This is a genomic window from Mesorhizobium sp. WSM4307 (assembly GCF_007003945.1).
Lineage (GTDB): Bacteria > Pseudomonadota > Alphaproteobacteria > Rhizobiales > Rhizobiaceae > Mesorhizobium.
Map to the genome: position 1 here is coordinate 117,376 of NZ_VFTB01000005.1, position 22,649 is coordinate 140,024.

General features: G+C 63.6%; 20 protein-coding genes and 1 tRNA gene. 15 read left to right on the plus strand and 6 right to left on the minus strand.

What is annotated here, in order from left to right:
- The first annotated feature begins 64 nt into the window (after positions 1–64).
- Positions 65–772 carry an SDR family NAD(P)-dependent oxidoreductase gene (locus FJV83_RS13280; RefSeq protein ID WP_142886120.1) on the plus strand — a complete coding sequence of 236 codons (708 nt, stop codon included), beginning with the start codon at positions 65–67 and terminating at the stop codon, positions 770–772.
- Here the strand turns inward: FJV83_RS13280 and FJV83_RS13285 are convergent.
- The 4 genes from FJV83_RS13285 to aroA all read right to left on the minus strand — a co-directional run bounded on the left by FJV83_RS13285 (position 757) and on the right by aroA (position 6,760).
- Positions 757–2,622: a hypothetical protein gene (locus FJV83_RS13285; RefSeq protein WP_142886121.1), complete on the minus strand. Its 1,866-nt coding sequence runs from the start codon at positions 2,620–2,622 to the stop codon at positions 757–759. The two genes, FJV83_RS13280 and FJV83_RS13285, sit on opposite strands and share 16 nt — an antisense overlap.
- A gap of 132 nt (positions 2,623–2,754) precedes the next feature.
- Complete coding sequence (rpsA, locus tag FJV83_RS13290; RefSeq protein WP_095789457.1) at positions 2,755–4,452, minus strand: 30S ribosomal protein S1; 1,698 nt, start codon at positions 4,450–4,452, stop codon at positions 2,755–2,757.
- A gap of 210 nt (positions 4,453–4,662) precedes the next feature.
- Positions 4,663–5,313, minus strand: a complete 651-nt coding sequence (cmk, locus tag FJV83_RS13295; protein ID WP_095789458.1) for a (d)CMP kinase — start codon at positions 5,311–5,313, stop codon at positions 4,663–4,665.
- Between the two features lie 88 nt (positions 5,314–5,401).
- Positions 5,402–6,760: a 3-phosphoshikimate 1-carboxyvinyltransferase gene (aroA, locus tag FJV83_RS13300; protein ID WP_142886122.1), complete on the minus strand. Its 1,359-nt coding sequence runs from the start codon at positions 6,758–6,760 to the stop codon at positions 5,402–5,404.
- A gap of 206 nt (positions 6,761–6,966) precedes the next feature.
- On the opposite strand from aroA, the gene FJV83_RS13305 reads away from it, so the two are divergent.
- Both FJV83_RS13305 and FJV83_RS13310 read left to right on the plus strand, forming a co-directional pair.
- Complete coding sequence (locus FJV83_RS13305; protein ID WP_095771615.1) at positions 6,967–7,353, plus strand: TIGR02300 family protein; 387 nt, start codon at positions 6,967–6,969, stop codon at positions 7,351–7,353.
- A 171-nt stretch (positions 7,354–7,524) separates the two neighbouring features.
- Positions 7,525–7,600 (plus strand) — tRNA-Ala (locus FJV83_RS13310).
- 391 nt (positions 7,601–7,991) lie between these two features.
- On the opposite strand, the gene FJV83_RS13315 is transcribed toward FJV83_RS13310, so the two are convergent.
- Positions 7,992–8,243: a hypothetical protein gene (locus FJV83_RS13315; RefSeq protein ID WP_185973396.1), complete on the minus strand. Its 252-nt coding sequence runs from the start codon at positions 8,241–8,243 to the stop codon at positions 7,992–7,994.
- 487 nt (positions 8,244–8,730) lie between these two features.
- Here FJV83_RS13315 and ssuD point away from each other — a divergent pair, with 487 nt between their 5' ends.
- The 12 genes from ssuD to FJV83_RS13375 all read left to right on the plus strand — a co-directional run bounded on the left by ssuD (position 8,731) and on the right by FJV83_RS13375 (position 21,839).
- Complete coding sequence (gene ssuD / locus FJV83_RS13320; RefSeq protein ID WP_142886124.1) at positions 8,731–9,903, plus strand: FMNH2-dependent alkanesulfonate monooxygenase; 1,173 nt, start codon at positions 8,731–8,733, stop codon at positions 9,901–9,903.
- The gene (locus FJV83_RS13325) at positions 9,900–11,360 is read left to right on the plus strand and encodes an FAD/NAD(P)-binding protein (protein ID WP_142886125.1); all 1,461 of its coding nucleotides are present in this window, start codon (positions 9,900–9,902) and stop codon (positions 11,358–11,360) included. Before ssuD ends, FJV83_RS13325 begins: the two co-directional genes overlap by 4 nt.
- Before the next feature lie 165 nt (positions 11,361–11,525).
- The gene (gene sfnG, locus FJV83_RS13330) at positions 11,526–12,629 is read left to right on the plus strand and encodes a dimethylsulfone monooxygenase SfnG (RefSeq protein WP_142886126.1); all 1,104 of its coding nucleotides are present in this window, start codon (positions 11,526–11,528) and stop codon (positions 12,627–12,629) included.
- A gap of 122 nt (positions 12,630–12,751) precedes the next feature.
- A complete protein-coding gene (locus FJV83_RS13335) occupies positions 12,752–13,678 on the plus strand; it encodes an ABC transporter ATP-binding protein (RefSeq protein ID WP_142886127.1) in 927 nt (308 codons plus the stop codon).
- Positions 13,675–14,574, plus strand: a complete 900-nt coding sequence (locus tag FJV83_RS13340; RefSeq protein ID WP_142886128.1) for a branched-chain amino acid ABC transporter permease — start codon at positions 13,675–13,677, stop codon at positions 14,572–14,574. The genes FJV83_RS13335 and FJV83_RS13340 overlap by 4 nt, the downstream gene beginning before the upstream one ends.
- 3 nt (positions 14,575–14,577) lie before the next feature.
- Complete coding sequence (locus FJV83_RS13345; RefSeq protein WP_142886129.1) at positions 14,578–15,621, plus strand: branched-chain amino acid ABC transporter permease; 1,044 nt, start codon at positions 14,578–14,580, stop codon at positions 15,619–15,621.
- A gap of 85 nt (positions 15,622–15,706) precedes the next feature.
- Positions 15,707–17,044, plus strand: a complete 1,338-nt coding sequence (locus tag FJV83_RS13350) for an ABC transporter substrate-binding protein (RefSeq protein WP_142886130.1) — start codon at positions 15,707–15,709, stop codon at positions 17,042–17,044.
- 78 nt (positions 17,045–17,122) lie between these two features.
- Positions 17,123–17,914 carry an ABC transporter ATP-binding protein gene (locus tag FJV83_RS13355; protein WP_142886131.1) on the plus strand — a complete coding sequence of 264 codons (792 nt, stop codon included), beginning with the start codon at positions 17,123–17,125 and terminating at the stop codon, positions 17,912–17,914.
- Positions 17,915–17,938: 24 nt separating this feature from the next.
- Complete coding sequence (locus FJV83_RS13360) at positions 17,939–19,186, plus strand: SfnB family sulfur acquisition oxidoreductase (RefSeq protein WP_095771625.1); 1,248 nt, start codon at positions 17,939–17,941, stop codon at positions 19,184–19,186.
- Positions 19,187–19,248: 62 nt separating this feature from the next.
- Entirely contained in the window at positions 19,249–19,809 is a 561-nt protein-coding gene (gene msuE, locus FJV83_RS13365; RefSeq protein WP_095789469.1) for an FMN reductase, read from the plus strand.
- 116 nt (positions 19,810–19,925) lie between these two features.
- Positions 19,926–20,411: a hypothetical protein gene (locus FJV83_RS13370; RefSeq protein WP_095792031.1), complete on the plus strand. Its 486-nt coding sequence runs from the start codon at positions 19,926–19,928 to the stop codon at positions 20,409–20,411.
- A 216-nt stretch (positions 20,412–20,627) separates the two neighbouring features.
- Entirely contained in the window at positions 20,628–21,839 is a 1,212-nt protein-coding gene (locus tag FJV83_RS13375) for an epoxide hydrolase family protein (protein WP_142886132.1), read from the plus strand.
- A 36-nt stretch (positions 21,840–21,875) separates the two neighbouring features.
- On the opposite strand, the gene FJV83_RS13380 is transcribed toward FJV83_RS13375, so the two are convergent.
- Positions 21,876–22,550, minus strand: a complete 675-nt coding sequence (locus FJV83_RS13380) for a helix-turn-helix domain-containing protein (protein WP_142876267.1) — start codon at positions 22,548–22,550, stop codon at positions 21,876–21,878.
- Positions 22,551–22,649 lie beyond the last annotated feature (99 nt).

Sequence of the window (22,649 nt, forward strand, 5' to 3'; positions counted from 1 at the left end):
CGCTTCGCGTCGGGGCGGCACAACAAGCGACACAATCATAAAAATACGACAGGAGCGGTCCAGGATGACGGAAACACTTCAAGGCAGGCATATCGTTGTGACCGGTGGGACCGGCGCGCTCGGCGGTGCGGTGGTTGGCCGGCTGCTGGAACAGGGCGCTATCTGCCACGTGCCGAACGCGCACGCCGCAGCACCCCAGCAATTTCCTTTCACCGCCCACGACAACGTCAAGCTGGCGCACAATGTCGACCTATCGGACTCCGCCAAGGTCGAAGCCTTCTATGCCCAGGTTCCTGCCTTGTGGGGATCGATCCATCTCGCCGGCGGCTTCACGATGGCGCCGGTGGAAAAGATCGAATCGGCTTCCTTTGCCGAGATGATGGACACCAACGCCCGCACCACCTTCCTGTGCAGCCGCGCGGCGATCCGCTCGATGCTGGCATCGGGCACATCAGGCCGCATCGTCAATGTCTCCGCGCGCGCCGGGCTCGACCCCAGGCGCGGCGCCGGCATGGTCGCCTACACCGCCAGCAAGGCGGCGGTCGCGGCCATGACGGTGGCGATGGCCGAAGAAGTCAAGGCCAAGGGCATCCTGGTCAATGCCGTGGCGCCGTCGACGCTCGATACGCCGGCAAACCGCGCCGACATGCCGGATGCCGATTTCAGCAAATGGGTCAGCCTCGAGGCGGCGGCCGAAGCCATCGCCTATCTCGCCTCGCCGGCCAACCAGGCGATGAGTGGAACGCTGGTGCCGCTCTACGGCCGGGCCTGAGCGGCGAGCGTCGAAGTCGGGCACGCGGCATCCGATCCATCGGCATTGCGATAGCTGTAGATGCGCAACGGCGATGAAGCTTTCGTCGGGCACTCCCGCAACCATGCCGGCGGCCGGCCTTCAATCAGGCCCGCCGCGAATGGATAGGCGGCTTCCAGTCCCGGCAATGGCGGGCCTCGCCAGGCGCAAATCGCCACATGCGTTGCCTTGGAGGCATCGAGTATCGCGCGTGGGTCGGCGGTCGCCGGATCCAGAAAACGATAGCTGCGCTCGATGCCCTTGGCCGATGGATGGTTGGGGATCGTCACCACCTTGGGACCTTCGGCAAGGGCGACGAAACGCGAGCCGATCAGCGGTGGAGAAAGAACGATTGCGCCGGACGGCCAACCCTGTTCCGGTTCAAAAGGGCTGGAATAGCAGCCGTCGGCAAGTTCCGCGGCGGGAACCGCCGCGTGTGCCGGTTTTACCGACAAATGGTACAGCACCATTGCTCCGGACAAAACGAGACCGGGCAGGATCAGTGCGTATCCGTGCGATGCCGCCGGCACCGGAGATTTCAAATAACGACCCAAGCCCGCATTCGGCAGGAGGCTCGCCAGGGCGAAGATGAGGCCGATGCCGGAAAAGATCGGAAGGTAGCGGTAGTAGCGGACATAGCCGATCGCAAGCGCCAGCGAGACCAGCGCGAACAGCGCCAATATGACGAGAGGCCGGCTTCGGCCTTCCGGCCTGGCGCAGATCACGGCTGGCGCAAGCGCGCCGATAAACAGCAGCGCCATGCTGAGAAAACCTGTCGACAGGACGACATCGGGGCGCCGAAACAGGCTCAATTCCTGGAGAATTCTGTTGATCATATTGTCGCGGACATAGGCGTCGATCGAAGCATAGGGGCTGGCCAGGCATTGCGGGAACAACACCGCCAGCACCGCAGCGCTGGCCGCCGCGAACACCAGTAGAATTGCCGAGCGCATCGGCCACCCTCCACGCCGGCCGGCAAGCAAAGGCACGACGGCGAATGAAAGCCCGGCCGCGACCAGTGCCGTGACATGCGGCGTCGAATAGGTGTCGCATCTGACCGCGGTATAGGCAGAGGGTGGCACGATCGCCGCGAACAGGGCGATTGCGCCGACGGTCAAGGCAAGCCCGAAACCGACGATCCTGCTTTCACCGCCCTCGCGGTCGAAGATCCAGTCGAAGGCATAGACCGCCATCACCAGCGCGTAGAACGGCGCGAATTCGGCGCTGACGGCGATTGCCAGGGCGGTCAGCAGCCCGTTGACGAAGGCCGAAAAGCGGTTCTGCGACATCATCAAAACCAGCGCCGCCAGCAGAAGCAGGATTTGCAGATTGTGATAGTCGATCCGTCCCGGGGCGAATTCGAAAAAGCTGCGCGCGGCAAAGATCAAGGCCAACGGCAATGCCACGGCCGGGTAGGCAAAGCCGATGGCTGTCACCAGCCTATTGTAGAAATAGAGCGCGGGCGCCAGCAGCAGCAGCGGGACGGCAAAGCTTGCCACCGTCAGAGCCGGCTCGAAGCCGGCAAACGGCGCGAACAGGCGCGCGAAGGCGGCGTAGGGCAGGTCCACGATCCACGGCCAGTGTGAGACATAGGGTTCGGGCTGGACGATGCCGGGCAGCGTGCGGTCGAAGATGTTGCCCGTTTCAAGCAAAGTGCGGATTTCGTGCAGCTTGAGGAGATCGTCCGCGTCATTGTTGAGCTGGAAGCCCAGGCACCACAGAGCGGTCGTCAGGATCGCCATTGCGCAAAAGCAGAACAGGACAGGCATGCTGGTGTAAAGGCGCAGCAACCCCGAAGGCTGCGCAGCGGCACGAATGGCGCCAGTGCTCATGGAAGTGTTCCGTTGGACCACCGGCAAATACGCGATGAAGTTTATGTTCCCGTAAAGAAAAGACCCGCCGGATCGCTCCGGCGGGTCTTTTTGTAAGGCCGCACGCGAGGCGTGCTGGCTATGGCTGACGCCTTAGTTGCCCTGCTTCTTCAGCGCGGCACCCAGGATGTCGCCCAGCGAAGCGCCGGAGTCGGTCGAGCCGTACTGGGCGACCGCTTCCTTCTCTTCGGCGATTTCCAGCGCCTTGATCGAGACCTGCAGCTTGCGGGTCTTCTTGTCGAAGGCGATGACGCGGGCATCGACCTTCTGGCCGACGGTGAAGCGCTCGGGGCGCTGCTCGTCGCGGTCACGGCTGAGGTCCGAGCGCTTGATGAAGGTCTCGATGCCGCTGTCGACCAGCCGCACTTCGAGACCGCCATCCTTGACGCCGATGACTTCACAGGTGACCACGGCGTTCTTGCGCAGTTCGCCCGAAGTCGCCGCTTCGCCGACCGTGTCGCGGGCCAGCTGCTTGATGCCGAGCGAGATGCGCTCCTTGTCGATGTCGACGTCGAGCACCTGCGCCTTGACCATGTCGCCGCGATTGTACTCTTCGATGACTTGCTCGCCCGGACGAGTCCAGTCGAGGTCGGAGAGGTGCACCATGCCGTCCACGTCGCCTTCCAGGCCGATGAACAGGCCGAACTCGGTCTTGTTCTTGACCTCGCCCTCGACCTGGCTGCCGACCGGATGGCTGCGTGCGAAGGCTTCCCACGGATTCTCCAGCGTCTGCTTGAGGCCGAGCGAGATGCGGCGCTTGGCCGGATCGACCTCGAGCACCACCACGTCGACTTCCTGGGTCGTCGACAGGATCTTGCCGGGATGCACGTTCTTCTTGGTCCACGACATTTCCGAAACGTGGATGAGGCCCTCGATGCCCGGCTCCAGCTCGACGAACGCGCCGTAGTCGGTGATGTTGGTGACGGTGCCCTTGATCTTCTTGCCGATCGGGAACTTGGTGCCGATCTCGGACCACGGGTCGCTCTCGAGCTGCTTCATGCCGAGCGAGATACGGTGGGTTTCCTGGTTGATGCGGATGATCTGCACCTTGACCGTCTGACCGATGTTGAGGATTTCGGTCGGATGGTTGACGCGGCGCCAGGCCATGTCGGTGACATGCAGCAGGCCGTCGATGCCGCCGAGGTCGACGAACGCACCGTAATCGGTGATGTTCTTGACGACGCCTTCGACAACCTGGCCTTCTTCGAGGTTCTGCACGATTTCCGAACGCTGTTCGGCGCGGCTCTCCTCGAGCACGGTGCGGCGCGACACCACGATGTTGCCGCGGCGGCGATCCATCTTGAGGATCTCGAATGGCTGCGGGTTGTGCATCAGCGGGGAGACGTCGCGGATCGGGCGGATATCGACCTGGCTGCGCGGCAGGAAGGCCACGGCGCCGTCGAGGTCGACGGTGAAGCCGCCCTTGACCTGGTTGAAGATGACGCCTTCGACGCGCTCACCCTTGGTGAACTTCTCTTCGAGACGGACCCAGCTCTCTTCACGGCGGGCCTTTTCACGCGAAAGCATCGCTTCGCCAAGCGCGTTCTCGATGCGCTCGACATAGACTTCGACGGTGTCACCGACCTTGAGGGTGGTGTCCTTGCCCTTGACGCCGAATTCCTTCAGCGGCACGCGGCCTTCGACCTTGAGGCCGACGTCGATGATGGCCATGTCCTTTTCGATGGCGGTGATCGTGCCCTTGACGACCTGACCTTCGCCGGAGTGGCCGGTGGTGAATGATTCTTCGAGCAGGCTCGCGAAATCATCGCGAGTGGGATTTGCAGCTGACATTGTTTCTCCTGGAGTGCCCCGCATCTTTGAGCGGGACGGGGCGCCGTGGGTTAGCGTTGCGTTGGCCTGCCGGCGTTCCGGGCTTAAAAAAGCCCTGGGCCGCATTTTAAGCGGCAATTCCGGCGCATGAAGAATGCTGGCAGGCTGGTTCGTGCCCGATATGGGTATTTTCTGCGCTTCCGGCAACGGAAACGCGGGAGAAAACCCGGATCAGGCCTTGTTTCTCCTGGCCAGCGCGTCGTCAACGATCGCCATGGCCGCGAGAAACGCGGCTTCTATAGCCATTTCGCTGGTATCAAGCAAGTGCGCGTCGGCGGCAGGCTTCAGCGGCGAGTCGGCACGGCCCATGTCGCGCTCGTCGCGGCGCACGATGTCGGCGAGGATTTCGGCGAAATTGGCGGTGCCGCCGATGCTTTCGATCTCGGCCAGCCGACGCTTGGCCCGCACCTCGGCGCTTGCCGTCACATAGAGTTTGATGTCGGCGTCGGGGCATACGACCGTGCCGATGTCGCGCCCGTCCAGCACCGCGCCCGGCGGCGTCCTGGCGAAGGCACGCTGCTTTTCCACGAGAATGCGCCGCACGGTCGGATACACCGCAACTTTCGAGGCGGCCTCGCCGATGGCATGTGCCGACAGCACCGTGCGGTCGAGCGTTGCCAGGTCGACCTGGCGGGCCGCGGTTTCCGCCGCCGAGACATTGTCGAGCGGCAATGCGTGCTGGATGAGCGCGTAGGCAACGGCACGATAGGTGAGGCCGGTGTCGAGCAGGTTCAGCCGGTAATGGTCGGCGAGACGGCGGGCGAGGGTGCCTTTTCCGGCGCCGGCGGGGCCGTCTATGGCGATGGTAAAGGTGTGGTTCATTTGCTGGCCAACGCTTCGCAAAGCCTGGCGTCCGGCCCATACGGGAGGGATGTCGGCCCCCAATCTCCAGGGCGCTTGGTTGCCACGCTCACCCGATCTCCGCGCCCAGCCCAGTCATCAGCCCCATGAACTCCGGAAAGCTGGTCGCGATCATCGCCTGGTCATCGATGGTGACAGGCTTTTCCGTCGCCAGTCCCATCACCAGAAAGCTCATGGCGATGCGGTGGTCGAGATGGGTCTTCACGGTGGTATCCAGGCCGTTCGGATGGCCGCCCAGGCCCTTGCCGCCCGGCCTGCCGCGAACGGCAAGGGAAGCCTCGCCCTCTGTGCAGTCGACGCCGTTGAGCTTCAGCCCGTTGGCGACGGCCGACAGCCGGTCGGATTCCTTCACCCGCAATTCTTCCAGCCCCTGCATCAGCGTCTCGCCCTCGGCGAAGCTGGCGGCGACGGCCAGCACCGGGTACTCGTCGATCATCGACGGTGCCCGCTCGGGCGGAACGGTGACGCCCTTGAGCTCGGAATAACGCACGCGCAGATCGGCGACATCCTCGCCGCCGGCATTGCGCGGGTTCAAGATGTCGATCTTGCCGCCCATTTCCTGCAGCGTCAGCAGCAAGCCGGTGCGGGTCGGGTTCATCAGCACGTTTTCGATCACGATGTCCGAACCCGGGACGATCAGCGCGGCGACGAGCGGGAAGCCGGCAGAGGACGGGTCGCCGGGCACGGCGATCGTCTGGCCGGTCAGTCTGCCCTGGCCCTCGATGAAGATGTGGCGCACGCCGCGCTCGTCGGTCTCGACCGAAAGATTGGCGCCGAAGCCTTTGAGCATCTTTTCGGTGTGGTCACGCGTCATCATCGGCTCGATGACGGTGGTGATGCCGGGCGTGTTGAGGCCGGCGAGCAGCACCGCCGACTTCACCTGTGCCGAGGCCATCGGCACGCGGTAGGTGATCGGGGCGGCGTGCTTGGGGCCATGCAGCGTGATCGGCATGCGGTCGCCGGGCGTCGCCTTCAGCACCTGCACGCCCATCTGGCGCAGCGGCTCCAGCACGCGGCCCATCGGCCGGCCCGACAGCGAGGCGTCGCCGATGAAGGTGGTTTCCATGTCATAGGTGCCGACGAGACCCATGGTCAGCCGCGAGCCGGTGCCGGCATTGCCGAAGTCGAGCGGGCCTTCCGGCTGCAGCAGCGCGCCGTTGCCGGTGCCGCGGATCACCCATTCGGCGCCGCGCTTCTCGATATGCGCGCCCATCGCTTTCATGGCCGCACCCGTGCGCATCACGTCCTCGCCCTCGAGCAGGCCGGTGATGCGGGTTTCGCCGGAGGCGAGGCCGCCGAACATGAAGGAGCGGTGCGAGATCGACTTGTCGCCCGGCACGCGCGCGGTGCCGGAAAGGGCCTCGGATTTGCGGGCGGTGGCCGGCTTGGCAGCGGCGGCGTGAGACATGGAATTTCCCTGGACGGAATGCCGGCGGGCCGGCGCTTTTCATTTGTTGCGGCGGTCTCGTATCACGGCGAGGCGAAATGGTCATCCCCATGGTCGTCACTTGCCGCGAGGCCTTTCAGGACTTGGTTTTGTGACGCCGGCTTTTGGCTTTGACAGCGCCGCAAACAGTGGTTAAGGGGACCACTCTTTTATTGACGAGGCTTGCCGTGGCAAAAACCGAACTTGGCACAAAGCGTATCGATCCTGAGACGGGTCGAAAATTCTACGACCTGAATAAGGACCCGATCGTCTCGCCCTACACCGGCAAGACCTATCCGCGTTCCTATTTCGAGGAAGGCAAGATCGCCGCCCTCGAGGAGGAAGAGGAAGTGGCCGAGAAGGAAGTGGACGCCGAGGACGAAGAGGGCGTTGAAGTCGTCTCGCTCGAAGAGGCCGACGACGACGCCAAGGGCGACGATCTGCCCGATCTCGGCGATGACGAGGACGTCGACCTCGGCGACGACGAGGATGATACTTTCCTTGCCGACGAAGAGGAAGAAGACGACGACGTTGCCGACATGATCGGCGTCGGCGACGACGACGACGAGGTCTGACAGGCCTAGACGTAAGCGTTTGCAGGCTTTCTCGGCCTGTGAACAAAAAGCCGCTCTTCAAGGCTTGATATCTGAGAAAGGCGGGGTTAGAAGCCGCCTGCACTAACGGCGCGGTGTTCCAACCCGCGCTGATCTCTTCGCCGGAAACGGCGCCGGCTGACTGCCGGGAGTGGGGCCATAGCTCAGTTGGGAGAGCGCTTGAATGGCATTCAAGAGGTCGTCGGTTCGATTCCGATTGGCTCCACCAAACAGTCTCCCAATGTTTTCAGGTTATTTGCCGTTTTTGTATCCGAGCCCGCCATTCGGAAACCTGCCGTGGCACGGCCAGGAGCATTTCGACCCGGAGCCAAGTTTGCGAGGGAGACTGACAGGAAAAAGCGGGAAAGCCGCGGCCGAGCCTCAAGTTTCACCAGCACCGCAAGCCTTTAGGACTACTCTTGGTAGGGAAGCTTCACTTCGTCGTGCAAACCTCCGGCAAGCAAGCGCCGTCTACGGTCGGGATCGTTCGACAGACCTTGGGAGCGGCGCAAGCAGATGACGGCCAAATGGCTTTGGCGCTTGACGGGCGCTGGCCACTCCATCACTTCGCCCGTAGGCGGCGTCATGCTCACAGTAGGTTGCGGCCGGCCTGTCGGTCATCATCGGCCCGATGAGACGCTACCGTCTCGACGGATGGGCTGACGAGCAGTATCCGGTTTTGTGTCGGTGCTTTTCGTCGAGCGCTTGTAGAAAAGCCCAAATGCCAGCAGGAAATATCCAACCTGCAGCATCATCAGTGTGAGGACGGTCCAAGCGAGCGCTTTGCCGACAGATCCAGTTTCTATGCCGGCCCAGATCGCCACTACGGCGGACGTGGCGAACATCCCCACCAAGAATTGCGGAAAATACATGGCTGCCCGCCCCCCGTTGTTGATAGCCCGCCGCTCCATTCGCGAAGCGGCGGGGCCCCCCATCTGCCCCCCGATTGCTGGGTGAGAGATGTCGCCGGCATTGCCGACTGTGCAATGACGGTGCCAGACACGGTGACCCATTAAGGGACACCTATGCCGACGATGCAAGGCCGGATAGCTGATTCATATTACCTGTGGCTAATATGACACCTAGGAGTCGGAAGGACCGCCAAACAGTGTTCTCCAATTCGCCAGGGCCTGACGCCAGTGAGCAGCCGAGGATCAGGCGCCGATTCGATCGAACGAAGAGAATTTCCAATTTCAACGGCGGATTTGGAATAAACTAACTCTACAGAGTTTATAGAATAAGCAAAGTGCGGGCGATCTGTTTTCCCGGACAGGACTCCGCCATGCCCGCCTCTCTGCGTCCGCTCCCAACCCCGCCAGGCACACCCCGCCATCGCCGCCGGCTCGCGGGAGGCAGGTCATGACCCGCGACATTCCGGACCGCATCAAGGTTCTCTGGTTCCTGCCGACGCATGGCGACAGCCGTTATCTCGGCACCGCGGAGGGCGGCCGGTCGGTCGATCTGCCCTATCTGACGCAAGTGGCGAAGGCCGCCGACACGCTGGGTTACTACGGCGTGCTGCTGCCGACCGGCCGGTCGTGCGAGGATTCCTGGGTGATCGCCTCGGCGCTGGTGCCGCTGACCGAGCGGCTGCGTTTCCTGGTCGCCGTGCGGCCGGGCTTGCAGTCGCCGACGCTCGCCGCGCGCATGACGGCGACGCTCGACCGCATCTCCAATGGCCGCCTGCTGATCAATGTCGTAACGGGCGGCGATCCGCTTGAGAACAAGGGCGACGGCATTTTCCTGTCGCATGCCGAGCGCTACGAGGTGACGCAGGAATTCCTGCGGATCTACAAGCGCGTGCTGAGCGGTGAGACGGTCGAGCACCAGGGCAAGCATTTCCACATCGAGGACGGCAGGCTGCTGTTCCCGCCGGTGCAGACGCCCTATCCGCCGCTCTATTTCGGCGGGTCGTCCGATGCCGGGTCGACGGTTGCGGCGCAGGAGATCGACAAATATCTGACCTGGGGCGAACCGCCCGCCGATGTCGAGCGCAAGCTGGACGCCGTGCGAGAACTGGCCGAGAAGGCCGGCCGCAAGCTTTCCTTCGGCATTCGCCTGCATGTCATAGCGCGGGAAACCACCGAGGAGGCCTGGGCCGCCGCCGACCGGCTGATCAGCCGCCTCGACGACGCGACGATCGCTTCGGCCCAGACAGTCTTTGCCCGCATGGATTCGGTCGGCCAGGCGCGGATGAGCGCGCTGCATGGCGGCGACCGCGCCAAGCTCGAGATCGCGCCCAATCTGTGGGCCGGTGTCGGCCTGGTGCGCGGCGGCGCGGGGACAGCCCTGGTCGGCGACCCCGACACCATCGCCGAGCGCATCGACGAATATCGCCGCCTCGGCATCGACACCTTCATCCTGTCCGGCTACCCGCATCTGGAGGAAGCCTTTCGTTTTGGCGAACTGGTGCTGCCGAAATTGCCGACCGATCATCCGGTCAAAGCCGCCGGCTCATCCGTCAACACCGGCCCGTTCGGCGAGACCATCGCCGGCGACCACCGGCCGAAGTCGCTCGCCAGCGCCTCGTGAACGCGCTGCCTCCGGCCCGCCGACTGCGCGTCGCCATCATCGGCGGCGGCTTTTCCGGCGCGGCGTTGGCCTGGCATCTTGCGCGGGCGCATCGGCCGGAGCGCCTGTCGATCTCGGTGATCGAGCCACGCCCAGCGCTCGGCGGCGGTCTGGCCTATTCCAGCGAAGAGCCGGCGCACCGGGTCAATGTGCCGGCCGTCAGAATGAGCATGGCTCCCGACGACCCGCAGCATTTTGCCCGCTGGTTGGCAGGCTCCGGCGAACTCGAACGTGACGCGGACGCGATCTGGAAGAATGACGACGCCTATCCGCGCCGGCGTGTGTTCGGCCACTATGTCGCCGAGCACCTCGCGCCCTGTCTGGCTTCAGGCGCGGTCCGTCATGTCGGCGGTCTCGCCACCGGCGTGACACGCAAAGCCAATGGCGCGGGCTGGACCGTGCAAACCTCCGCCGGACCTGTCATCGGCGACATTGTGGTCCTCGCCGCGACGCATCCTGCCCCCGCAATCCCGGCAGCGCTTGTTTGCCTGGCCGAAGCGCCGGGTTTTGTCGCCGATCCCTACGCAGCGTCGGCACTTGCCAGGATCGGGCCGGACGCTTCCGTGCTGATCGTCGGCTCCGGGCTGACCTCGGCCGACATGGTCGCGGAGCTCGATCGCCGCGGCCATCGCGGCCGTATCCTGGCGCTGTCGCGCCGCGGACTGCGCTCGCGCGGCCATCCTGATGTCCGGGGCGAACCTTTCGGCGATTTCGCATCGGCGCCGGCCACATCGGCGCTCGGTCTGCTTCGCGACATTCGCGCGACGCTGGCGGCGGCGCGCCAGGCCAATGTCAACTGGCAGTCCGTCTTCGACCAGCTGCGCCTGCAGGGGCCGGTTCTGTGGGCCGCCCTTGCTCCATCGGAACGGGCAAGGTTGGTCCGCCAACTGCGTGTGTTCTGGGACGTGCATCGCTTCAGGATCGCCCCCCAAATTGCTTCCGTCCTTGACCGCCGCCAGGCTGCCGGCACGTTCGACACCATTGCCGCCAGGCTTGTCGCGTCGAACGACGAGGGCGAGAACCTCGCGGTCAGCTTTCAGCGGCGCGGCCAGACACGGATCGAGACGGCGCGCTTCGATGCCGTCATCAACACGACAGGGCCTGCCCATGGGCAGGCGCTTCAGCTCAATCCGGCGCTGCGCTCCCTGGCCGAGACCGGATTGATCAGGGTCGACGCCTACGGACTCGGCATCGAGACAAATCTCGACAGCCTCGCCATCGGCTGGGATGGCGAGGCGGTCGCCGGGCTCTTCGTCGCCGGGCCGCTGGCGCGGGGCACCTTTGGTGAACTCATGGGCCTGCCAGAGGTCGCCCGCCATGCCCAGATGGTCGCGACCGAGATCGCAAGACTGGTCGACAGGTTTCCGTCCGTCGAGGCGGTTGGCGCCAATGCCAGCGACGTTGCGACCACGCGCTGACAGGCCGAAGCCGGCCCGGCCGGCCAAAATTGGTATTTCCGTCCCAAGCGGCCGCCAAAAACGGAAAATCCTACTTTGTATATATAATCAGTAGACATAATAAATATCGGCGAGATCCGGCCACGCCGGACCGATCAACGACACGGCCTGAAGGGGAGACAGTTCATGGCACACACAGCAACCGACGCGGTCAAATTCGCCTATTGGGTGCCGAATGTTTCGGGCGGCCTGGTGATTTCCAATATCGAGCAGCGCACCAACCATTCGGCCGAATACAACCGCAAGCTGGCGCAGATTGCCGAGAAGGCCGGCTTCGACTATGCGCTGAGCCAGATCCGTTTCACCGCCGGCTACGGCGCCGACGAACAGCATGAATCGGTTGCCTTCAGCCATGATCTGCTTGCCGCCACCACGACGCTGAAGGTGATCGCCGCGATCCTGCCCGGGCCGTGGAATCCGGCGCTGGCTGCCAAGCAACTCGCCACCATCAGCTACCTGACCAATGGCCGCGTCGCCATCAACCTCGTCTCCGGCTGGTTCCGCGGCGAGTTCCACGCCATCGGCGAGCATTGGCTCGACCATGACGAGCGCTACCGCCGTTCGGAAGAATTCATCCGCGCCTTGCGTGGAATATGGACGCAGGACAGCTTCACCTTCCGCGGCGATTTCTACCGCTTCAACGAATATTCACTGAAGCCGAAGCCGCCGCAGCCTTTGCCGGAAATCTTCCAGGGCGGCTCGTCGCGAGCCGCGCGCGACATGGCCTCGCGTGTCTCGGACTGGTACTTCACCAACGGCAACACGCCGACCGAAATCGCCAGGCAGGTGGATGACATCAGGGCCAAGGCGAAGGCCAACGACCATTCGGTCAAGGTTGGCGTCAACGCCTTCGCCATCGTCCGCGAGACGGAGGACGAGGCCAAGGCGGTGCTCGCCGAAATCATCGCCAAGGCCAACCCCGAAGCGGTCAACGCCTTCGGCCACGAGGTCAAGAATGCCGGCAAGGCCTCGCCGGAAGGCGAGGGCAACTGGGCAAAATCCTCCTTCGACGATCTGGTCCAGTACAATGACGGCTTCCGTTCGAACCTGATCGGCACGCCAAGGCAGGTCGCCGAGCGCATCGTCGATCTCAAGCGCGCCGGCGCCGATCTCATCCTGCTCGGCTTCCTGCATTTCCAGGAAGAGGTCGAGTATTTCGGCAAGCATGTCATCCCGCTCGTCCGCGAACTGGAAAATGCCGAGCAGGCTGCATCGCTGGCAGCGGAATAACCCTTTTCAAAAAGCAGGCCGGTCAGTCCGGCCTGCACACCAAAGAAGGTTCCCAAGCGCGCTCGATCGATCGGGCGGCGACGAGGATTCGTGCGCTTGTGAAGCAATCGAGGACGATTGGAATGCCCTTGGCCAGTTACGCAGTTGGAATGATGGACGCCTCGGTCTATGCGCCGGAAGTCTTTGCGCGCGGCCTGCCGTTAACGCCCCAGTCGTCCGTCGTCGGCGTCGTGCCGACAGGGTCGATCGCGGATGCCGCCGCTCCGTTGCTCGTCCTGCAGGGCATCGGCCTGTCGTTCGGCGGCGTAGTCGCGCTGGCCGATATCGAGCTGTCGGTGCGCCCCGGCGAGATCCGCGCCATCATCGGCCCCAACGGCGCCGGCAAGAGCTCGCTGATCAACGTCATCAGCGGCGTCTACCGGCCGGATAGAGGCCATGTCCTGCTCGATGGCATCCGCTATGATCAGGTGCCGACACAGCGGCTGGCGCATCTCGGTGTTGCCAGGACGTTTCAGAACCTTGCTCTGTTCAAGGGCCTCAGCGTCCTCGACAATGTCGCCTCCGGCCTCGCCTACAAGGTCCGCTCCAATTTTGCCGGGCAGGTGCTCGGCATCGGCCGCTCGCCTGGCGAGCAGCGCGACTCCCTGTGCCGCGCCGACCACATCCTCGAATTCCTCGATCTCACCGCGGTCCGCGATCGTCTCGCCGGCACGCTGCCTTACGGGCTGCAGAAGCGGGTGGAACTGGCCCGCGCCTTGGTCGCTGAGCCGCGCCTGCTTCTGCTCGACGAACCGATGGCCGGCATGACCGCAAGCGAGAAAAGCGAGATGGCAAGTTTCGTGCGCGCCGCGCGCGACCGCTTCGCCACCACGGTCGTGCTGATCGAGCATGATGTCGGCGTCGTCATGGGCCTGTCCGACCGCATCGCCGTTCTCGACTACGGCCGCAAGATCGCCGACGCCACGCCTGACGAGGTCAGGAACGACCAGCGCGTCATTGATGCCTATCTCGGCGTCGCCTCCGACAATGAGGACGGGGCTGGCATATGATCGCCGGTTTCGACTACCAGTTCTTCATCGAAGTGCTCGTCGGCGGCCTGCTCTCCGGCGTCATGTACTCGCTGGTGGCGATCGGCTTCGTGCTGATCTACAAGACATCAGGCGTGCTCAATTTCGCGCAAGGCGCGCTGCTGTTGTTCGCGGCACTGACCTTCGTCAGCCTGGTTGAGCGCGGTGTTCCCTTCGCCTTGGCGCTGGCGGCCACCTTCGCCATCATGGTGGCCATCGGCGTCGCCATCGAGCGCACCGTGCTGCGGCCGCTCACCAACAAGCCGCCGATCACGCTGTTCATGGCGACGCTCGGCCTGTCCTACATCATCGAGGGTGCCGCCCAGCTGATCTGGGGCACGCAGGTCCACGGCCTCGACCTCGGCATCGAGGATGTGCCGCTGGAAGTCGGTGGCGTGCTGATCAGCCAGTTCGACATCTTCGCCGCGGTGGTCGCCGCCGGCATGGTTCTGCTGCTGTCGCTGTTCTTCCGCTATACCCGCATCGGCCTCTCCTTCCGCGCCGTCGCCGACGACCAGTTCGCCGCCCTGGCGGTCGGCCTCAGGCTGCCGCTGATCTGGGCAACCGTCTGGGCCGCCGCCGGCCTGGTCGCGCTGGTTGCGGGGTTGCTCTGGGGCGCCCGCCTCGGCGTGCAGTTCTCCCTGTCTCTGGTGGTGCTCAAGGCGCTGCCGGTGCTGGTGCTTGGCGGCTTCGATTCGATTCTCGGCGCCATCGTCGGCGGCCTCTTGATCGGCGCCAGCGAGAAGCTCGCCGAGGTCTATATCGGCGACTATTTCGGCGGCGGCATCGAGAGCTGGTTCGCCTATGTCGTGGCGCTCGCCTTCCTGCTGATCCGTCCCTCGGGCCTGTTTGGCCAGAAGCTCGTGGAAAGGGTCTGAGCCATGGCCGTGATCACAAGCGATCTCACCTCCGCCGCACCGGTGCTGCCGAAATGGATCGCGCCCGTCCTGCTGCTCGCCTTCGCCTATGGCGTCGTGCCGCTGATCGGCTCGAGCTATCTGTTCGAGGCCATCCTGCTGCCGTTCCTGGCGCTTGGCCTTGCCGGCGTCGGGCTGAACATCCTCACCGGCTATGCCGGCCAGGTCTCGCTGGGCAGCGCCGCCTTCATGGCGACGGGCGCCTTCGCCGCCTATAATTTCAACCTGAGGGTCGAAGGCCTGCCACTGATCGGCAGCATTGTCCTCGCCGGTATCGTCGCCTCCGCGACTGGCATCGTCTTCGGCCTGCCAAGCCTGCGGCTGAAAGGCTTCTACCTCGCGGTCTCGACGCTCGCCGCGCAGTTCTTCGTGCAATGGGCGCTGACCAAGTTCAGCTGGTTCTCCAACGACTCGGCGTCCGGTGTCATCGACGCGCCGCGGCTGTCTATCGGCGGCGTTGCGTTGGATGGCGCCGTCGGCCGCTATCTCTTCGCGCTGACCATCGTCAGCATACTCACCTTCCTCGCCCACCGTCTGGTCACATCGCAGACCGGGCGCAACTTCATCGCCATCCGCGACAATGAAACCGCCGCCCGCATCATCGGCATCCCGGTGCTGAAGACCAAGCTGCTGGCCTTCGCCATCTCGTCCTTCATCATCGGCGTTGCCGGCGTCATCTGGGCCTTCGCCTATCTGCGGACCGTCGAGCCGGACGGCTTCGATCTCGACCGCTCGTTCCAGATCCTGTTCATCATCATCATAGGCGGCCTGGCCTCGATCCGTGGCGCCTTCTTCGGCGCCGCCCTGATCGTCGTCTTTCCGCTTGGCTTGTCGCGTCTCGGCGGCTTCCTGCTCGGCGATGTCTTCGACTCGGGCGTCCTCGACATGAGCCAGCGCATCGTGCTCGGCGCTCTCATCATCCTGTTTCTGATCCTCGAACCGGACGGGCTGGTGGCCCTGTGGGACAGGGTCCGAAGACGGCTCCTGCTCGCCTGGCAGTCGACATGAGCCTGCGGGGCAACCCGCATCGAACTGAATCGGAAAATGAACCAGAGGCCGAACCAAGACGGCCCATACCGGGAGTATCTCGACCATGACTTTCCTCAGCACAATCAAGGCGGCGGCGCTGTCCGCGGCGATGATCGTGTCGGTGGCCTTGCCATCGGCCCACGCCGACGAACAATACTTTCCGCTGCAGAGCTATCGCGTCGGTCCCTACGCGGCCGGCGGCACCGGCTTCTTCGGCGGCTTCATCGATTATCTCAACCTCATCAACATCCGCGACGGCGGCGTCAACGGCGTCAAGCTGACCTGGGACGAATGCGAAACCCAGTACGAGGTCGAGCGCGGCGTCGAATGCTATGAGCGGCAGAAGAGCCATGCCGGCGCCGCCGCCTGGAATCCGCTTTCGGTCGGCATCGCCTATGCCATGATCGACCGCATCACGGCCGACAAGGTGCCGCTGATCACCGTCAACCACGGCCGCACCGATTCCACCGACGGCCGCGTTTTCCCTTACGTCTTCCCGCTACTGCTCAACCCCTATAGCGAGACGTCCGGAATGGTGAACTACATCGCCGCAAAGGAAGGCGGCATCGACAAGCTCAAGGGCAAGAAGATCGCCGTGCTCTATCACGGCTCGCCTTACGGCAAGGAAACCATCCCGATCTACGAACTGCTGGCGCAGAAATACGGCTTCACCGTCCAGCAGATCGAAGTGCCGCATCCCGGCAACGAGCAGCAGTCGCAGTGGCTGACCATCCGCCGCGCCAAGCCCGACTTTGTCGTGCTGCGCGGCTGGGGCGTGATGAACCCGGTGGCGCTGAAGACGGCGGTCAAGGTCGGCTATCCCGTCGACCACATCGTCGGCAATGTCTGGTCGAATTCGGAAGAGGACGTCATCCCGGCCGGCGATGCCGCCAAGGGTTACACCGCCATCACCACCCAGGCCTCCGGCAACACCTATCCGGTGGTGCAGGAGATCGTGAAGACGGTCTACGGCGCCGGCAAGGGCAATCTGGAAGACAAGTCGCGCATCGGCTCGGTCTACCACAATCTCGGCATCGTCAACGGCATCCTCAATGTCGAGGCGATCCGCGTCGCGCAGGAGAAGTTCGGCCACCGCACGCTGACCGGCGACGAAGTCCGTTGGGGCTTCGAACATCTCAAGCTCGACCCGGCCAAGGTCGAGGCGCTCGGCGCCAAGGACCTGTTCCACTCGATCAACGTGAGCTGGGACAATCACGAGGGCGAGGGCTACGTGACCTTCCAGCAGTGGGACGGCCAGAAGTGGAACGTCGTCTCCGACTGGATCGCGCCGGACTGGGCGCTGCTGCGGCCAATCATCGAGAAGTCGGCCGAGGCCTATGCCGCCGAGAAGGGCATCAAGCTGCGCACCGCCGATGATGCCAACGCCTTGACCACCAACTGATCAGCCACTGCCGGGCGCCACGGACAGCTTCCGCGGCGCCCGCTCCTTACGGTTTTCGAACCGCGGAAGAAGAGCCCCATGCCGGACAATGACGTCATCCTTGCGGTCGACACGATCCATGCCTCCTATAACCACGCCATCACGGCGCTGCATGGCGTCAGTTTCGAGATCAGGCGCGGCGAAATCCTGGCGCTGCTCGGCGCCAACGGCGCCGGCAAGACCACCACGCTGAAGGCCGTTTCCAACCTGCTGCCGGCCGAGCGTGGACAGGTCAACGCCGGCACTGTCCGCTATGACGGCGCCGATGTCTCACGCCGCAAGCCGGGCGGCCTGGTGCGCGATGGCCTGGTTCCGGTGCTGGAAGGCCGCCACTGCTTCAAGAGCCTCACCGTCGAAGAAAACCTGGTCGCCGGCGGCATCGGCCGCAGCGGCCGCCGTAGCGAGATCAGCGCGGATCTTGAGCGGATCTATTCCTATTTTCCCCGGCTGAAGGAAAAGCGCCGGACATTATCCGGCCTGACCTCGGGCGGCGAACAGCAGATGACCGCGATCGGCCGGGCGCTGATGTCGCGGCCGCGCCTGTTGGTCCTCGACGAACCGTCGATGGGGCTCGCCCCGCTCATCGTCCAGGACATCTTTCAGACGCTGAGGAAACTGAACCGCGAGAGCGGCCTGTCGATCCTGGTCGCCGAGCAGAACTCCGCTGTCGCGCTGCGCTATGCCGACCACGCCACGGTGCTCGAAAACGGCGTCTCCGTTCTCGCCGGCGCGGCCGCCGATCTTCGCCAGCGCGAGGATGTCCGCGCCTTCTATCTCGGCCAACAACCATCGCCGGCTGCGAAGCCAACCCATCTCCATGCCGTTGCCTGAAACGAAATCTCAAGGAGCAGCAATATGACCGTCTCTACCGTCAAGACAGACCACGCCTCCGCCGCCGTGCCGCCGGTCGCAAGGCCGTCGGCGCCGGCCCACATCATCCGGGATGACGCCGAAGCGATCGCGGTCGCCCGCGCCCTCGCGGCCGAATTCGTCAAGGACTCCTCCCGGCGCGACCGCGAACGGATCTGGCCGGTTGCCGAACTCGACGCATTCTCGCAGAGCGGCCTGTGGTCGATCAACGTACCCAAGGCATTCGGCGGACCGGAGGTGTCTTATGCGACGCTGGCCAAGGTGATCGAGATCATCTCGGCTGCGGATTCCTCGATCGGCCAGATCGCCCAGAACCATCTCGGCGTCGTCGCTGCGATCCGCACCGTTTCCGACGCGGACCAGCAGAAGCTGCTGTTCGCCGAGGTGCTGAAAGGCACGCGGTTCGGCAACGCCTTTTCCGAGTTCGGTTCCAAGCGCGCCGCCGATTTCGAGACCCGTTTCACCGATGCGGGCGACCATGTCGTCGTCAACGGCCGCAAATTCTATTCGTCCGGCGCGTTGCTTGCCCATCTGGTGCCGATCGTGGCGCTCGATGACGAGGGCCGCGCCTGGTATGCGATTGCCGACCGGGCAGCGCCAGGCCTAACCGTCATCGACGACTGGTCGAGCTTCGGCCAGCGCACGACCTTGTCCGGCACCGTCATCATCGACAACGTCAAGGTGCCGAAGACTTTTCTGGTGCCCGGCTACAAGGGCTACGACAGACCGACCGCCGACGGCGCCATCTTCCAGATCATCCAGGTGGCGGTCGACACCGGCATCGCCCAGGCGGCCATCGACGAAACGGTTCACTTCGTCAGGACCAGAAGCCGCGCCTGGATCGACAGCGGCGTCGACAATGCCTGGGACGACCCCTACACCATCCAGGCGGTCGGCGACCTGACATTGCGCCTGCACGCAGCGCAGGCACTGCTCGAAAAAGCGGGCCTGGCGATCGACAAGGCGGTGGCCGAGCCGACCGCCGAAACGGTGGCGCATGCGCAGATCGTCACGGCGGAAGCAAAAATCCTGTCGACCGAGATCGCCATTGCCGCCACCAACAAGCTGTTCGAACTGGCCGGCACCCGCTCGACGCTGGCCGAGCACAATCTCGACAGGCATTGGCGCAATGCCCGCACCCACACGCTGCACGATCCGGTACGCTGGAAGTATTCGATCCTCGGCAAATATTTCCTCAATGGCGAAAACCCGCCGCTGCACGCCTGGAGCTGATTTCCGTCGGCGGGCCAGGTGGCCCGCCATTTCAAACTTCGACATCCGAGAGGCCCACTGCCATGTCAAACCCCACAGTCGTCGGTTTTTCCGGCAACATCACCCGGCCGTCAAAGACGCGCTCCTTCGTCGAATTGGTCACCAGGGACATCGCCGCGCGCCATGGCCTGTCGGCTGTCACCTACGATATCGAGGATCTCGGTCCATCGCTCGGCACCGCACGGTGGGCGCGCGACCTCGACAGCCAGGCGCAGCCGATCCTGGCGCAGATCCTCGCCGCTGATGCGCTGGTGGTCGGTTCGCCGACCTACAAGGGCAGCTATACCGGCCTGTTCAAGCACTTCTTCGACCTGATCGACCCGGCAGCACTCCGCGGAAAGCCCGTCCTGTTGACAGCGACCGGTGGCGGCGAGCGCCATGCCTTGATCGTCGAGCATCAGCTGCGGCCGCTGTTCGGTTTCTTCGAGGCCTTTGCCTTGCCGACAGCCGTCTATGCCACCGACAAGGATTTCACCGACGGCGTCCTGCGCTCCGAGGCGATCCTGAAGCGCGCGGCGCAGGCGGTGGATGAGGTCGGCTTCGTGCTGGCCAATCGCTCGACAAGCAGGGTCGCCGCCGAATAGCGGCCCGACAGCGGATTTCACCGATTGAAATCGGCACCGGTGGTGCCGTCGCTTACGTGCAATTTACGACCGCCCGCTACAAAGTTCCTGTCTGATTCGTCCGGGACAGGAACACCATGAGCAAAGCCCTCACGACCTTCGCACTCGTTGCCGTGCTGACCGCCCTGCTCATGGCGCTGAGCCTGGCGGTGGCCCGTCACGGCTATCCCTATGGCGCGATCGGCGTCAGGCGGCTCGACGGCATCGCCGATGCCGGAACCTTCATTCCGCTCGCCGCCGTCTTCTTCTTCAGCGCGCTGTTGATGATGATCCTGCCGATCCGCGCGGCCAGCATCGTCCTTACCCATGCGGCCGACGCGATCTTCTGGACGGTGATCGCGCTGTTTGCCACCATCGTCGGCGGCCTTCTCGCCCGATGGGCCTTCGGCCAGGGCAGCGCTCTCCTGGCCTTGCTGAACTGGCGGTTCCTGTTTGCCGTCGCCATCGTCGGCTGTCACTTCGTCATGAACGAACTGCGCCGCAACGTGCTGTTGCGCAGCCTGTTCTTCGTGGTCTTCGCCGCCGCGACGCTCGCCTGCCTGTTCTGGTCGTTCACCCTCTAGAAAAGCGGAATATTCGTCAGCCTCCATCCTCTGTTGCCGGGTGGCGGAACGCCGCACCGCATACCGTTTCGTCGTGCATCCCTCATGCCTCGACGGGCGCGAGAATGAGACCTGTCGCGTGCTCGTCTCGTCCGGATGAATTGCGCAAATTTACAATCCGCGCTGCCGCCGTTCCCATACTTTGGCTCCATCGAAAAAGAACAAGGAGCTGCGAGAATGAACCGCCGCGAATTTGCCAAAAGCCTCATCGCGGCAGCCCTTCTCGGCGGTCTCGCCGATCGCAGCGCCTTCTCACAGGAGAACACGACAATGGCCAAGCCGGCCCCGTTCAAGATTGCCGTTTCCAATGACCAGCTCGCCGATCTCACGACGCGCCTGAGCCACACCCGCTGGCCGGATGAGCCCGCCGGAGCGGGATGGATGACTGGTACAAATCTCGATTACATGAAGAAGCTCACCGACTACTGGCTCCATGACTATGATTGGCGAAAGGCCGAAGCGGGCCTGAACGCATTGCCAAACTACAAGGTCGATATCGAGGGCATCGACCTCCATTTCGTCCATCAGCCGTCGAGAAAGAAGGGCGCGACGGCAATCCTTCTGCTGCATGGCTGGCCGGACAGTTTTTACCGCTATCACAAGGTCGTGGATGCCCTGGCGGAGGAGTTTCACGTCGTCGTGCCGTCCATTCCGGGGACCGGCTTCTCCGGCAGAACGGCTCTGCCCGCCGACAAGGTGGCCGACATTTTTGCAAACCTCATGAATGACGTCCTGGGTTACGACAGCTTCATCGTGGCTGGCGGTGACCTGGGGTCGGTAATCGCCATGTCGCTGGCGCAGCGCCACCCGGACAAGCTTATCGGCTCCCACCTGACCGATGTGGGCTACCCGGACCAGACCACGGATTTTGGCGCCCTCGGCGGGCCGGAGCAAGGTTACGCCGGCGCGATCCAGCAATGGTTCTTCATGCATGGTGCCTTTAATCTGATCCAGGCGACGAAGCCGCAAAGCCTCGCCTTCGCCATGAACGATTCGCCCGTCGGACTTGCCGCATGGATCATGAGCTTCATGGCCGGGATGGGGGTCGGCGATGAGGCCGACGCCAGATTTGGTCGCGACGAGCTTTTGACCAACATCATGATCTATTGGCTGACGGAAACGGCGGCCTCGTCCTTCCGCATTTACAATCAGAACGCGATGCAGCAGCCGACCATCAAGGGAAACAACACGGGGGTGCCGGTGGCGGTGGCGACCGAAGTGCCGATCCCGGGCGGCGTTCGCTTGCCGCGCGAATGGGCGGACCGCCAGACCTCGGGAAATGTCGCGCAATTTCACGATATGGAGAAAGCGGGCCATTTCGCCGCGTGGGAAGATCCCGCATTCTATGTCGAAGACATCAAGCAATTCGCCGCGCTCGTCACGAAATAGCGCCGTGAATCCGCCGGGCGAAACCTTCACCCGGCGTCAGATCTTGTGAACCGCATCGAGGTTTGAGGGCAGAGAACCCATGATCCTCTTTATGGATTTGATCATGTGCGGTTGATCCGTATAGCCAAGATCGAAAGCCACGGCTGTGGCACTATGGCCGGCTTTCAAACGCCGAACCGCTTCCTGGGCGCGGCGGATCAACTGGAAATCCTTCTGCGTAATGCCGGTGGTGTTTTTGAAATGCTGTTGCACGGAGCGTTTGGAGGCGGCCTTGGGCTTCTCGGTAAAGGCGCTGGCCACGACGTCGTCGGACGCAAGCAGCCCCGCGGCGATCATCTCGTCGACAAGAGCTTCGGCGTTCAGGAAAGTCGGTAACGGCAGTTCCACGCCATCCAATAGAAATTCGTCTTCTTCTACATCCAGAAAACGGACCGTCGCGCCGGTTCGCACCTCCATGTCGCGCGCAAGATAGACATGGGCGGCAAATGAGATGACAACCGAGTGCTCACCCTCGACATATGGCACGTCGACCGGCTCGGTTGCCTGGCCGCTCAAGAACACCACGGAAATCCCGTCCGGCGCGACGCTGCGGATCAGATCCCACGAACCGTCCGGTGTGGCTTTGTAAATCCCGTCTCTTAAACACACGGTTTGCCAGACAGTGTCGATCCAGGGATGGGGGGATGACCGGCTCGTATGCTTTTGGACCATGATCGGCAATTGCTCCGGCAAAACTGCGAATTCGATTCATGAATGGAGATCATACAGTCGAACCCTTGCGCGATGCTGGCTATGGGGGGTGGGCGTTCT

What these genes read in the sequence shown, in the direction of transcription:
- FJV83_RS13280 (WP_142886120.1), top strand. Translation starts at nt 65, where the DNA reads ATGACGGAAACACTTCAAGGCAGGCATATCGTTGTGACCGGTGGGACC.
- FJV83_RS13285 (WP_142886121.1), bottom strand. Translation starts at nt 2,622, where the DNA reads ATGAGCACTGGCGCCATTCGTGCCGCTGCGCAGCCTTCGGGGTTGCTG.
- rpsA (WP_095789457.1), bottom strand. Translation starts at nt 4,452, where the DNA reads ATGTCAGCTGCAAATCCCACTCGCGATGATTTCGCGAGCCTGCTCGAA.
- cmk (WP_095789458.1), bottom strand. Translation starts at nt 5,313, where the DNA reads ATGAACCACACCTTTACCATCGCCATAGACGGCCCCGCCGGCGCCGGA.
- aroA (WP_142886122.1), bottom strand. Translation starts at nt 6,760, where the DNA reads ATGTCTCACGCCGCCGCTGCCAAGCCGGCCACCGCCCGCAAATCCGAG.
- FJV83_RS13315 (WP_185973396.1), bottom strand. Translation starts at nt 8,243, where the DNA reads ATGTATTTTCCGCAATTCTTGGTGGGGATGTTCGCCACGTCCGCCGTA.
- ssuD (WP_142886124.1), top strand. Translation starts at nt 8,731, where the DNA reads ATGACCCGCGACATTCCGGACCGCATCAAGGTTCTCTGGTTCCTGCCG.
- sfnG (WP_142886126.1), top strand. Translation starts at nt 11,526, where the DNA reads ATGGCACACACAGCAACCGACGCGGTCAAATTCGCCTATTGGGTGCCG.
- FJV83_RS13335 (WP_142886127.1), top strand. Translation starts at nt 12,752, where the DNA reads ATGCCCTTGGCCAGTTACGCAGTTGGAATGATGGACGCCTCGGTCTAT.
- FJV83_RS13340 (WP_142886128.1), top strand. Translation starts at nt 13,675, where the DNA reads ATGATCGCCGGTTTCGACTACCAGTTCTTCATCGAAGTGCTCGTCGGC.
- FJV83_RS13345 (WP_142886129.1), top strand. Translation starts at nt 14,578, where the DNA reads ATGGCCGTGATCACAAGCGATCTCACCTCCGCCGCACCGGTGCTGCCG.
- FJV83_RS13350 (WP_142886130.1), top strand. Translation starts at nt 15,707, where the DNA reads ATGACTTTCCTCAGCACAATCAAGGCGGCGGCGCTGTCCGCGGCGATG.
- FJV83_RS13355 (WP_142886131.1), top strand. Translation starts at nt 17,123, where the DNA reads ATGCCGGACAATGACGTCATCCTTGCGGTCGACACGATCCATGCCTCC.
- FJV83_RS13360 (WP_095771625.1), top strand. Translation starts at nt 17,939, where the DNA reads ATGACCGTCTCTACCGTCAAGACAGACCACGCCTCCGCCGCCGTGCCG.
- msuE (WP_095789469.1), top strand. Translation starts at nt 19,249, where the DNA reads ATGTCAAACCCCACAGTCGTCGGTTTTTCCGGCAACATCACCCGGCCG.
- FJV83_RS13370 (WP_095792031.1), top strand. Translation starts at nt 19,926, where the DNA reads ATGAGCAAAGCCCTCACGACCTTCGCACTCGTTGCCGTGCTGACCGCC.
- FJV83_RS13375 (WP_142886132.1), top strand. Translation starts at nt 20,628, where the DNA reads ATGAACCGCCGCGAATTTGCCAAAAGCCTCATCGCGGCAGCCCTTCTC.
- FJV83_RS13380 (WP_142876267.1), bottom strand. Translation starts at nt 22,550, where the DNA reads ATGGTCCAAAAGCATACGAGCCGGTCATCCCCCCATCCCTGGATCGAC.